This is a genomic window from Streptomyces sp. NPDC048639 (assembly GCF_043199075.1).
Taxonomy (GTDB): Bacteria; Actinomycetota; Actinomycetes; order Streptomycetales; family Streptomycetaceae; genus Streptomyces.
This window is the reverse complement of the sequence record NZ_JBICVP010000001.1, coordinates 240,917-253,325: the sequence shown is the minus strand read 5'-3', so window position 1 is coordinate 253,325 and position 12,409 is coordinate 240,917. Positions and strand designations below refer to the sequence as shown.

Sequence of the window (12,409 nt, the reverse complement as noted above, 5' to 3'; positions counted from 1 at the left end):
GGGCCCTGCGCCCCTCTCGCCGCCCCCGCGCCGCGCATCGGAGCGGGGGCGGCGTGCTGCCGCCCTGGGCCGTCTCCTGGCCGCAGTGCCGCGACCCCGGCGTGCGGGACCCCGGCGTGCGGCGACCGCTGCGGCTGCCGCGCTGTTCGCCCTGCTCGGGAAGTAAGGGGAGGGACCGGGCTGGGAAAGCGGCGGGGGTGCACTGTAGGTTCGGTTCTGCCATGGACCTCGCATACATTCCCAGCCCGTCGACCGGCGTGATCCACCTCGGACCGATCCCGCTTCGCGGCTACGCGTTCTGCATCATCATCGGCGTCTTCGTCGCCGTCTGGCTCGGCAGCCGCCGATGGGTCGCCCGCGGCGGCCTTCCGGGGACGGTGGCGGACATCGCCGTCTGGGCGGTGCCCTTCGGCCTCGTCGGTGGCCGGCTCTACCACGTGATCACCACGTACGAGCCGTACTTCGGCAAGAACGGCGACTGGGTCGACGCGTTCAAGATCTGGGAGGGCGGTCTCGGTATCTGGGGCGCCATCGCCCTGGGCGCGGTCGGCGCCTGGATCGGCGCCCGCCGCCGGGGCATCCCGCTCCCCGCGTACGCCGACGCCGTCGCGCCGGGCATCGCCCTCGCCCAGGCGATCGGACGCTGGGGCAACTGGTTCAACCAGGAGCTGTACGGCCGGGCCACCGATCTGCCGTGGGCCCTGAAGATCGACGGCGATGCGGCCACCGGCCGGGTCGCGGGGACCTACCATCCGACCTTCCTGTACGAGTCGCTGTGGTGCATCGGCGTGGCGCTGCTGGTCATCTGGGCCGACCGCCGCTTCAAGCTGGGTCACGGACGGGCCTTCGCGCTCTACGTCGCCGCGTACACCGTGGGCCGCGGCTGGATCGAGTACATGCGCATCGACGAGGCGCACCACATTCTGGGCGTCCGGCTCAATGTGTGGACGTCGGTCGTCGTCTTCCTGGCCGCCGTCGCCTACATGATCATTTCCGCGAACCGCCGCCCTGGGCGCGAGGCCGTGGTCGAACCGGCCGCCGAGGCCGCCCGCGCGGAAGCGGAGCGGAAGAAGGAGGCGGAGCCCGTGGCGGAGGATGCTGCGGCCGGCTCCGAGGCCGCCGACGGGCCGGACCGGTCCGCGCCGGAAGATGACGTGGACGCGGCTACCGCGTCCACGGACTCCGATGCGGCCACACCCTCCGACACCGCGCCGAGCACCGGTGATGACAGTGGCGATGCGCCGGCACCTGCCGACGGTTCCGGTTCCGGTTCCGGTTCCGGTTCCGGATCCGGGTCCGGAACCGAGGCGGGCAGCGGCAAGAAGCGCTGACGCCCCGTTCCACGCCGACGGCCGCCACGCCCGCCCGGGCCGGCGGCCGTTCGCATGCGCAGCGACCCCACGCACGCACCCACGGACGCGGCGACGAGGACGCTGATGCAGACGGTGGTGCAGACGGGGCGATCTCTGCATGCCGCCCCGACGGCCGACCTCCACGCGACGGCTCCGACGTACGCCCCGGCCTCCCCGCGCCGACTCCGATGCGCCGCCCCGCCACGTGCCCTCCCCGACCCGGCGGCCGAGCGGGTCCGCGGCCACCGGAGACCCCCTTCGCATGACCCCTTCAACCGGTCCGATTCAACCGGTCCGACGGAGAACTCCCAGGTCAGCGTGGTTAGTTCGGCCTTCCTTGCTAGACGATCTTGGGGAAGCGTGCGTACGGTCGAGGCGTTGGGGACAGGGCGTACGGCCCCGTAGCCCCCTCGGAAGGAGCGCGTGAAGACGATGTCCGTCATCGATACCGACGCCGACCTGCACGACGCCCATCGCGACAACCACACGCACCGCGATGTGAACGGCGGCTGGCTGCGGCCCGCCGTGTTCGGCGCCATGGACGGGCTCGTCTCCAACCTCGCCCTGATCAGCGGTGTCGCCGGGGGCAGCGTGTCCTCCCAGGCGATCGTGCTCACCGGTCTTGCCGGTCTCGCCGCCGGGGCCTTCTCGATGGCCGCCGGCGAGTACACCTCCGTCGCCTCACAGCGTGAGCTGGTCCTCGCAGAGCTGGATGTGGAGCGGCGCGAGCTGCGCAAGCACCCCAAGGACGAGCAGGACGAGCTGGCCGCGCTGTACGAGTCGCGAGGTGTGGATCCCGACCTCGCGCGCAAGGTGGCGTGCCAGCTCTCCCGTGACCCCGAGCAGGCGCTGGAGATCCACGCCAGGGAGGAGCTGGGTGTCGACCCCTCGGACCTGCCGTCACCGACCGTGGCCGCCGTGTCATCGTTCGGTTCCTTCGCGCTGGGCGCGCTGCTGCCCGTGCTGCCGTACCTCCTCGGGGCGGTCACGCTGTGGCCCGCGGCGCTGCTGGCGCTGGTGGGGCTCTTCGCCTGCGGCGCCGTGGTGGCCAGGGTCACGGCCCGCTCCTGGTGGTACAGCGGGCTCCGGCAGCTGATACTGGGGGGAGCCGCGGCCGCGGTCACCTTCGGACTCGGCGTGCTCTTCGGCACCGCGGTCGGCTAGCACAGGGCCTCCGGGCGGCCCTGCCGACCTCGACCAATACGTTTCTCCTCGGTTTCAGCTCGTTTACGAGCGGGCATGAGCCGAAAGCGCTACAGGCAGTGTCGCCTGCTGTGCCCCCGGGCAACGGATGTCGATCCATCCGTATTTGCCCCCCTCACCGCACCAGGGCGGTGTCCGCATGCTGGAATGATGTATCCGCTTCGCGAGAAGCTCCCCATCATGTAACCTGCACGAAAATTTGCGCAGAGGGCCAACGTCGTCCCTCGGCACTGACACTGCCACGACGACGACGGGAGAGCCGATGCGTTCCGCGTCCACGCACTCGACCAGCGGCACCGCCGCCTGGTCGCCCATGGACGGGCGCCCCGCTCCGCAGGGGATGTACGACCCGCGCAACGAGCACGACGCCTGCGGTGTCGGTTTCGTGGCCACCCTCACCGGTGAGGCGAGCCACGAGCTCGTGGAGCAGGCTCTCACCGTGCTGCGCAATCTCGAGCACCGCGGCGCCACGGGCTCCGACCCGGACTCCGGTGACGGCGCGGGCATCCTGCTGCAGGTCCCGGACGCCTTCCTGCGTGAGACCGCCGCATTCGCCCTGCCCGAGGCCGGCTCGTACGCCGTCGGCATCGCCTTCCTGCCCGCCGAGGACGAGGCCGGTGCCGAGGCCGCCACCGGTATCGAGGCCATCGCCGCGGAGGAGGGGCTGGCCGTCCTCGGCTGGCGCGAGGTCCCCGTCGCTCCCGAGATGCTCGGCGCCGGCGCCCGCGCCACCATGCCCGCTTTCCGCCAGCTCTTCGTCACGGACCGTGACGGGCAGGCGACGGGCATCGCGCTGGACCGCAAGGCGTACGTGCTGCGCAAGCGCGCCGAGCACGAGACCGGCGTCTACTTCCCCTCGCTCTCCGCGCGGACGATCGTCTACAAGGGCATGCTGACCACCGGGCAGCTCGAGCCCTTCTTCCCGGACCTGTCCGACCGCCGCTTCGCGACCGCCGTCGCCCTGGTCCACTCGCGCTTCTCGACGAACACCTTCCCGAGCTGGCCGCTGGCCCACCCGTACCGCTTCGTCGCGCACAACGGCGAGATCAACACCGTCCAGGGCAACCGCAACTGGATGCGGGCGCGGGAGTCGCAGCTCGCCAGCGAGCTGTTCGGCGAGGACGGCCTGGAGAAGGTCTTCCCCGTCTGCACGACCGGCGCCTCCGACTCCGCATCCTTCGACGAGGTCCTGGAGCTGCTCCACCTCGGCGGCCGGTCGCTGCCGCACTCGGTGCTGATGATGGTCCCCGAGGCATGGGAGAACCACGCCTCCATGGACCCGGCCCGCCGCGCCTTCTACCAGTTCCACGCCACGATGATGGAGCCCTGGGACGGCCCCGCCTGCGTCACCTTCACCGACGGCGTCCAGGTCGGCGCCGTCCTCGACCGCAACGGCCTGCGCCCCGGCCGCTACTGGGTCACCGACGACGGCCTCGTCGTCCTCTCCTCCGAGGTCGGCGTCCTCGACATCGACCCGGCCAAGGTCGTCCGCAAGGGCCGCCTCCAGCCGGGCCGGATGTTCCTCGTCGACACCGCCGAGCACCGCATCATCGAGGACGACGAGATCAAGGCCCAGCTCGCCGCCGAGCAGCCGTACGAGGAATGGCTCGACGTCGGGATCATCGAGCTGGAGGACCTGGCCGAGCGCGAGCACATCGTGCACACCCACGCCTCGGTCACCCGCCGCCAGCAGACCTTCGGCTACACCGAGGAGGAGCTGCGGGTCCTGCTCGCGCCGATGGCCAAGGCCGGTGCGGAGCCGATCGGTTCGATGGGTACGGACTCGCCGATCGCGGCGCTGTCCGAGCGCCCGCGGCTGCTCTTCGACTACTTCACCCAGCTGTTCGCGCAGGTCACCAACCCGCCGCTGGACGCCATCCGCGAGGAACTCGTCACCTCGCTGTACTCCTCGCTCGGCCCGCAGGGCAACCTGCTGGAGCCGCACGCCGCGTCCTGCCGCAGCGTCACCCTGCCGTTCCCGGTGATCGACAACGACGAGCTGGCCAAGCTCATCCACATCAACGCCGACGGCGACCTGCCCGGCTTCACGGCCGCCAACCTCTCCGGTCTCTACCGGGTCAGCGGCGGCGGTGCGTCGCTCGCCGCCCGGATCGAGGAGATCTGCGCCGAGGCCGACTCGGCCATAGACGCCGGTGCCCGGCTCATCGTGCTCTCCGACCGCCACTCGGACGCCGAGCACGCGCCGATCCCGTCGCTGCTGCTGACCTCCGCCGTCCACCACCACCTCATCCGCACCAAGCAGCGCACCCAGGTGGGGCTGCTGGTCGAGGCCGGTGACGTCCGCGAGGTGCACCACGTCGCGCTGCTCATCGGCTACGGTGCCGCCGCCGTCAACCCGTACCTGGCCATGGAGTCGGTCGAGGATCTCGTCCGCGCAGGGACGTTCCTGCCGGGGATGGAGGCCGAGACGGCGATCAAGAACCTCATCAAGGCGCTCGGCAAGGGCGTTCTGAAGGTGATGTCCAAGATGGGCATCTCCACCGTCGCCTCCTACCGCGGCGCGCAGGTCTTCGAAGCGGTCGGCCTGGACGAGGAGTTCGCCGACACCTACTTCCACGGCACCACCACCAAGATCGGCGGCGCCGGCCTGGACGTCATCGCCCGCGAGGTCGCCGAGCGGCACGCCAAGGCGTACCCGGCCTCCGGCATCGCCCCGGCCCACCGGGCGCTGGACATAGGCGGCGAGTACCAGTGGCGCCGCGAGGGTGAGCCGCACCTGTTCGACCCGGATACGGTCTTCCGGCTGCAGCACTCCACGCGCTCCCGCCGCTACGACATCTTCAAGCAGTACACCGAGCGCGTGGACGAGCAGTCCGAGCGCCTGATGACGCTGCGCGGCCTCTTCGGCTTCAAGGAAGGCGACCGCGAGCCGATCTCCATCGACGAGGTCGAGCCCGTCAGCGAGATCGTCAAGCGGTTCTCCACCGGCGCCATGTCGTACGGCTCCATCTCCCAGGAGGCGCACGAGACGCTGGCCATCGCCATGAACCAGCTCGGCGGCAAGTCCAACACCGGTGAGGGCGGCGAGGACCCGGACCGGCTGTACGACCCCGCCCGCCGGTCCTCCATCAAGCAGGTCGCCTCCGGCCGCTTCGGTGTCACCAGCGAGTACTTGGTCAACTCCGACGACATCCAGATCAAGATGGCGCAGGGCGCGAAGCCCGGCGAGGGCGGCCAGCTCCCCGGCCACAAGGTGTATCCGTGGGTGGCCAAGACCCGGCACTCCACGCCGGGCGTGGGGCTCATCTCCCCGCCGCCGCACCACGACATCTACTCCATCGAGGACCTCGCCCAGCTCATCCACGACCTGAAGAACGCCAACCCCCAGGCGCGCATTCACGTCAAGCTGGTCTCCGAGGTCGGCGTCGGCACCGTCGCCGCCGGTGTGTCCAAGGCGCACGCGGATGTCGTGCTGATCTCCGGCCACGACGGCGGTACGGGCGCCTCGCCGCTCACCTCGCTCAAGCACGCGGGCGGCCCCTGGGAGCTGGGCCTGGCCGAGACGCAGCAGACGCTGCTGCTCAACGGCCTGCGCGACCGTATCGTCGTGCAGACCGACGGCCAGCTGAAGACCGGCCGCGACGTGGTCATCGCCGCGCTGCTCGGCGCCGAGGAGTTCGGCTTCGCGACCGCGCCGTTGGTGGTCTCCGGCTGCATCATGATGCGCGTCTGCCACCTGGACACCTGCCCGGTCGGTATCGCCACCCAGAACCCGGTGCTGCGCGAGCGCTACAGCGGCAAGGCCGAATTCGTCGTGAACTTCTTCGAGTTCATCGCCGAGGAGGTCCGCGAGTGGCTGGCCCAGCTGGGCTTCCGCACCCTGGAAGAGGCCGTCGGCCACGCCGAGGTCCTCGACATCCGGCGGGCGGTGAACCACTGGAAGGCCCAGGGCCTCGACCTCGAGCCGCTGCTGCACGTGCCGGACCTGCCCCAGGGCTCGGTGCGCCACCAGGTGGTCGAGCAGGACCACGGTCTGGCCAAGGCGCTGGACAACGAGCTCATCAAGCTGGCCGCCGACGCGCTGACCGCCGACAGCCCCGAGGCCGCGCAGCCGGTCCGCGGGCAGATCGCGATCCGCAACATCAACCGTACGGTCGGCACGATGCTGGGCCACGAGGTGACCAAGAAGTTCGGTGGCGCGGGCCTGCCCGACGACACCGTCGACATCACCTTCACCGGCTCCGCGGGCCAGTCGTTCGGCGCCTTCGTGCCGCGCGGTGTGACCCTCCGCCTGGAGGGCGACGCCAACGACTACGTGGGCAAGGGGCTCTCGGGCGGCCGGCTCGTCGTCCGTCCCGACCGGGGCGCCGACCACCTGGCCGAGTTCTCCACCATCGCGGGCAACACGATCGCGTACGGCGCCACCAGTGGTGAGATCTTCCTCCGCGGCAAGGTCGGCGAGCGCTTCTGCGTCCGCAACTCCGGTGCCACGGTGGTCTCCGAGGGCGTGGGCGACCACGGCTGCGAATACATGACCGGTGGCAACGCGGTCGTGCTCGGTGACACGGGCCGCAACTTCGCGGCCGGCATGTCGGGCGGTTTCGCCTACGTCATCGACCTCGACCCCGACAACGTCAACGGGGAACTGACCTCCGCCGTCGGACCGCTGGACAGCGACGACCAGGAGTGGCTGCACGACGTCGTGCGCCGCCACCACGAGGAGACCGGCTCGACCGTCGCGGACAAACTCCTCGCAGACTGGGACACCGCCGTGACCCGCTTCAGCAAGGTCACGCCCGCCACGTACAAGGCAGTGCTCGCCGCCAAGGACGCCGCCGAGCGAGCCGGACTCCCCGAGTCCGAGATCCACGAGAAGATGATGGAGGCGGCGACCCATGGCTGACCCGAAGGGCTTCCTCACCACCGGCCGCGAGGTCGCCGAGACGCGCCCCGTCGAGGAGCGCGTCAGCGACTGGAACGAGGTCTACAAGCCGGGTTCCCTGCTGCCCATCATCAGCAAGCAGGCCGGCCGCTGCATGGACTGCGGCATTCCGTTCTGCCACAACGGCTGCCCGCTGGGGAACCTCATCCCCGAGTGGAACGACTACGCCTACCGCGAGGACTGGACCGAGGCCAGCGAGCGTCTGCACGCCACCAACAACTTCCCGGAGTTCACCGGGCGGTTGTGCCCCGCCCCGTGCGAGTCGGCGTGCGTGCTCGGCATCAACCAGCCCGCGGTGACCATCAAGAACGTCGAGGTCACCATCATCGACAAGGCGTGGGAGACCGGTGACGTCACCCCGCAGCCGCCCGACCGGCTGTCCGGCAAGACCGTCGCCGTCATCGGCTCCGGGCCCGCGGGCCTGGCCGCCGCCCAGCAGCTCACCCGGGCCGGCCACACCGTCGCCGTCTACGAGCGCGCGGACCGCATCGGGGGTCTCCTCCGGTACGGCATCCCCGAGTTCAAGATGGAGAAGCGCCACATCAACCTGCGCATCGAGCAGATGCGCGCGGAGGGCACCAAGTTCCGTACGGAGGTGGAGATCGGCCGCGACATCGACGCGCCGAAGCTCCGCCGCCGCTACGACGCGGTGGTGATCGCCGCCGGTTCCACCACCGCCCGTGACCTGCCGGTGCCCGGGCGCGAACTCAGCGGCATCCACCAGGCGATGGAGTACCTGCCGCTCTCCAACAAGGTGCAGGAGGGCGACTTCGTCTCCTCCCCGATCAGCGCCGAGGGCAAGCACGTCGTCGTCATCGGCGGCGGCGACACCGGCGCGGACTGCGTCGGTACGGCCCACCGCCAGGGCGCGGCCTCCGTCACGCAGCTCGAGATCATGGCCAAGCCGGGCGAGGAGCGCAGCCCGAACCAGCCGTGGCCGACCTTCCCCATGCTCTACAAGGTCACCTCGGCCCACGAGGAAGGCGGCGAGCGCCTCTACTCGGTCTCGACCACCCACTTCGAGGGCGACGAGGACGGCAACGTCCAGTGGCTGCACATGATCGAGGTGGAGTTCAAGGACGGCAAGCTGGAGCAGAAGCCGGGCACAGAGCGGAAGATCCCGGCCCAGCTCGTCACCCTGGCCATGGGTTTCACCGGCATCGACCGCGAGAACGGCCTGGTCGAGCAGTTCGGCCTGGAGCTGGACGAGCGCGGCAACGTCGCCCGGGACGCCGACTTCGCGACCAACGTGCCCGGCGTCTACGTCGCCGGTGACGCGGGCCGCGGGCAGTCGCTGATCGTGTGGGCCATCGCCGAGGGGCGCTCCGCCGCCCGCGGTGTGGACCGCTTCCTGACCGGGGTCAGCTCCCTGCCGGCACCGATCCGCCCGACGGACCGCGCGCTGACGGTCTGACGGCGCGGCGCGACGGACGCATCCGCGACGGACGCATCCGCGACGGCCGCGTCCGCGACGGCCGCTGCGTCCGATCGTGCAACTCGCGTACGGACAGGGGCGTCGCCTCGTACGACGGGGCGCACGTACGGCCGTACGACGGGGTGGCGCCTTGGGCGCACCGGTCGTGCGCGCCCCGACAACCTGCCGCACAACAGGAGAAGCTGTTCCGTACAACGGCGTACGGACGGAAACCGCGGCGCCTGCCTCCACCCCCGACCGGAGCAGGCGCCGCGGACCGTTCTCCTGGCCTTGCCGCCGGCACTCAGCCGTTCAGCAGCGGCTTGCCGGTGGCCGCATCCACCACGGGGCGGTCCCCGAGATCCTTCTTCAGCTTCACGTCGACGTCGTCGAGCACCAACTGGTCGGTGCAGACGTCGACGTCCTTCTTCTCGACGGCCCAGCCGGCGACCACGACGACCTTGTCCGTCTCGTGCACATGGGCGCCGTAGTCCGCGTCGCAGGCGCCGTGCCCGACGCGGACGACGAACTGGTGGCCGTCGCGGCCGCGGGGGAGTTCGGCCCCCTCCAGCGGGAGCATGTCGTCCTCGCGCCCTTTGACGGGGGGTACGTGCTGCGGCCAGTCCTCGACGATCCGCTCCGCGCGTTTGTCGAAGCGCGAGGGCTCCTCGCCGGTGCTCACCGTGGTCGTGTCGTCGCCGCATCCCGCCGCCGTGAACACCGCGGCCAGGGCCAGCAGTGCGGCCGTCACCCCTCTGCGCATCGTGCCTCCTGATGTCGCAGATGTGACGGCCGCACCCTGCCGGGGGGTTCCCGCTGGGGTTCCGCTTCGCGTTCCGGTTCCGGTTCGGTCGTGGGCTCGGGGCCGCCGGCTCCGGCCTGCGCTCAGGCGTAGACCCGCTCGACGAACTCCGCGAGCTGCTCGTCGCTGATGCTCCGTGCCAGGTTCTGTTCGCTGATCATTCCGCACAGTCGGTGATTGTCGCGCACATCGATCACCGGAAGCCGCTTGACCTGGTGCCTCTCCATCATTTCCAGGGCCTCGGTCATCGGGGCGTCGGCGTCGATCCAGTGCAGTTCCCCGGTGAACCGCCCCGCCTTGGTCCGCTCCAGGTCCATGCCTTCGGCGCAGCACTTCACCACGATGTCGCGGTCGGTGATCATGCCTTTGAGGCGGTCGTCCGCCCCGCAGATGGGGAGGCTGCCCACCTTCATATCGCGCATCATGCGACAGGCCTCCAGGATCGACTGGTTCTCGCCGATGCACTGCGTACCCGAGGTCATGATGTCCCGGACCTTCAGGGTTCCTGTTTCGGCCATGGCCGGTCCTTCCCTTCCGTTCGCTCGTCCACTTATTCCGTTTCCTCCGCGAGGTCCTTGAGCTGCCGCAGGTCTTCGCGGACCAGCCGTTCGATCGCATGGGCCTGGGCGAACCCCCTGGGACCGCCGAACGCCTCCTTGATCGTGTCCGGGTCGTACTGCACCCGTACCTGGACGCGCGTGTGCTGCGGGTCGAGGGGGAGGACGGAGAAAGTGCCCCGCAGACGGGCCCCGTTCGTGGTCCGCCACATCATCAGCCGGCCCTGGCCCCGGTCGAGGATCTCCGCGTCGACCTCCTGGATCCGGTCGCCCGTTTCGATGGCCAGATGCGCGCGGTGCAGGCCCTCGAAACGGGCGTCCCGTACGCCGCCCACGAAGCGCGGGTAGTCCTCGACGCGGTGGAGGCAGTCCCAGGCCACCTTCGCCGGTACGTCGATGTCGATCTGCTCTTCGAGCGTGCTCATCGTCGGACCTCCACACACCAGCCTGCGCTGCCCCGCCGCGCTCTGCGACCCGGGGGAGCGGCCCTGTGGCGTGTGGGCCGAAGGCGGTTCCCTGTGCGGCCCGCCCCGGCTCGCCCCCGGCCCGCGAGGCCGTCTGCGAGGCCGCTGACCAGGCCCGCCTACGACGCCCGGAGCGCCGCCGGCCGACCTGTTCCGGCGGCGCTCCTGCCGGAGGAGGCGGGCACCGCCCGGAAGGAGGTGGTGAGAGGGAGAGCGCAATGACGAGGAGAGGGCCGCCGCCGATGCGGCCGAGGGCAAGTTCCAGGGCGGGGCCATGATCGGTGTGGAGACCCGAATGAGGGGTGCCGACGAGCGATCCGCGGTGGTCCGCGGCCCCGACGACCACGGCAGAGCGATGCCCGGGACGCTCACGATCACGCCCGCGGCGGGGACGATCATGCTGAGAGGAGGTATCAGGGTCAGTCCCACAGGGGGGTGCGGTGTGCCGCGCGACGCCCGCGGCCGATGGTTGCCGGCGGGGGTGCCGCGCAGTGGGGTGGTCAGGTGTCGCAGTCCAGCACCGTACGGCACAGGGAACAGCGCGCCCGGACTCTGCCCTGCACCGGTACCCGGATGCGCTGATGGCAGGTGGGGCAGGGGAAGGTCACCCGCAGCGGGGCGTGCCCCTCGAAGGCGTACGCGACGCCGTCCGGTGCCGCGCCCGCCGCCCCCGGCCCGCGGCGGTCCTGCACGGACCTCCGGTCGCGCGCGTAACGGCGGCGCCCGGCCCAGCCGGATGCGGTGAGCGGCGGCTGCTGCTCGTCCCGCCGGGCCAGCGCCCGCCCGGTCGTGTACGCGGTGTACGCCTGCGGGCTGGTGAACCAGGGGGAGGGGTCCTCGCCGAAGACCATCGCGCGCTTGGCGAGCACATACCCGAACTCCTCCGGGGTGAGGTAGCCCAGCTTCTGCGAGGACACCGCGTCCTCCCGGAAGGCATCGAGCAGCAACCACCCCGCGCCGAGGTACGTGGTGGCGGTGTCGGTCAGGATCTCGTTGTCGCGGGTGCCCTGGAAGGACAGGTCGAGGCGGTGCAGATAGACATGCATGACCTCGTGCGCGAGGGCGGCGCCGATGTCCTGGCGGTGGGTCTTGAAGCGGCTGTTCAGCTCGATGAAGTACTCGGGTCCTGCGGCGAGTTCGACGTTCGCGGCGTGGTGCATGTCGCGGAAGCTCACGATGATGCGGGCGTCGGGCAGGTGCAGATGCTGGACCATCGCCCGGGCCACCCGCTGCACCCCGAGGTAGAGGTCGTCGGCGTCGGCGAAGGCGACGTCGGCGGGCAGCACGCTGGTGGCGAAGGTGCGCACGGTGTCGTACGACAGCCGTTTGTAGATCGCGTTGATGGACGCCCGCACGGTCTCGATGTGCGGGTAGCCGTGCATGACGTCGCTGCCCGTTTTCACGCCCACGGGTTCAACTGTACGTGCGTGCGACCCCCGCTGGGCAAGAAAATTCGAGGTCGGAAGGGGTCCTTCCGGAAGGTTCCGCGCCCCGGCCGTCCGGCCGGTGAGCAGGCGCGTCGACCGGTTCCGGTCCCCGCCAGGGCCCGAGGTGGCCCGAACTCCCTCTGAAAATGGGTGGTTGCACAGTCTTGTCATGCGCGCATCTCGCTCAGGATAATCCAAACGCGCTTTTTGCTGTCCCATCCCCCACGTCCTGCAGATTTTTCGGGATTGGCATGGGCCTGCCAGGAGGCGCGCAGAACCCCCCACGA

8 protein-coding genes are annotated in these 12,409 nt (G+C 70.5%); 4 read left to right on the top strand and 4 right to left on the bottom strand.

Annotated features, from left to right (window positions below):
• The first annotated feature begins 221 nt into the window (after positions 1 to 221).
• The 4 genes from lgt to ACGFNH_RS01040 all read left to right on the top strand — a co-directional run bounded on the left by lgt (position 222) and on the right by ACGFNH_RS01040 (position 8,872).
• The gene (gene lgt, locus ACGFNH_RS01055) at positions 222 to 1,331 is read left to right on the top strand and encodes a prolipoprotein diacylglyceryl transferase (RefSeq protein WP_393650852.1); all 1,110 of its coding nucleotides are present in this window, start codon (positions 222 to 224) and stop codon (positions 1,329 to 1,331) included.
• 453 nt (positions 1,332 to 1,784) lie between these two features.
• Positions 1,785 to 2,516, top strand: coding sequence for a VIT1/CCC1 transporter family protein (locus ACGFNH_RS01050; RefSeq protein ID WP_393651460.1), 732 nt, complete (start codon positions 1,785 to 1,787; stop codon positions 2,514 to 2,516).
• A gap of 301 nt (positions 2,517 to 2,817) precedes the next feature.
• Positions 2,818 to 7,419: a glutamate synthase large subunit gene (gene gltB, locus ACGFNH_RS01045; protein ID WP_393650851.1), complete on the top strand. Its 4,602-nt coding sequence runs from the start codon at positions 2,818 to 2,820 to the stop codon at positions 7,417 to 7,419.
• On the top strand, positions 7,412 to 8,872 hold the full coding sequence (locus ACGFNH_RS01040) for a glutamate synthase subunit beta (protein WP_393650850.1): 1,461 nt from the start codon (positions 7,412 to 7,414) through the stop codon (positions 8,870 to 8,872). The genes gltB and ACGFNH_RS01040 overlap by 8 nt, the downstream gene beginning before the upstream one ends.
• A gap of 304 nt (positions 8,873 to 9,176) precedes the next feature.
• Here ACGFNH_RS01040 and ACGFNH_RS01035 read toward each other — a convergent pair whose 3' ends face one another.
• From ACGFNH_RS01035 to ACGFNH_RS01020, 4 genes are all read right to left on the bottom strand, one after another.
• Positions 9,177 to 9,635: a hypothetical protein gene (locus ACGFNH_RS01035; protein ID WP_393650849.1), complete on the bottom strand. Its 459-nt coding sequence runs from the start codon at positions 9,633 to 9,635 to the stop codon at positions 9,177 to 9,179.
• Positions 9,636 to 9,757: 122 nt separating this feature from the next.
• A complete protein-coding gene (locus ACGFNH_RS01030) occupies positions 9,758 to 10,192 on the bottom strand; it encodes a CBS domain-containing protein (RefSeq protein WP_393650848.1) in 435 nt (144 codons plus the stop codon).
• A gap of 32 nt (positions 10,193 to 10,224) precedes the next feature.
• Positions 10,225 to 10,656: an SRPBCC family protein gene (locus tag ACGFNH_RS01025; RefSeq protein WP_393650847.1), complete on the bottom strand. Its 432-nt coding sequence runs from the start codon at positions 10,654 to 10,656 to the stop codon at positions 10,225 to 10,227.
• Positions 10,657 to 11,195: 539 nt separating this feature from the next.
• Entirely contained in the window at positions 11,196 to 12,077 is an 882-nt protein-coding gene (locus ACGFNH_RS01020) for a hypothetical protein (RefSeq protein ID WP_393651459.1), read from the bottom strand.
• Positions 12,078 to 12,409: the final 332 nt, after the last annotated feature.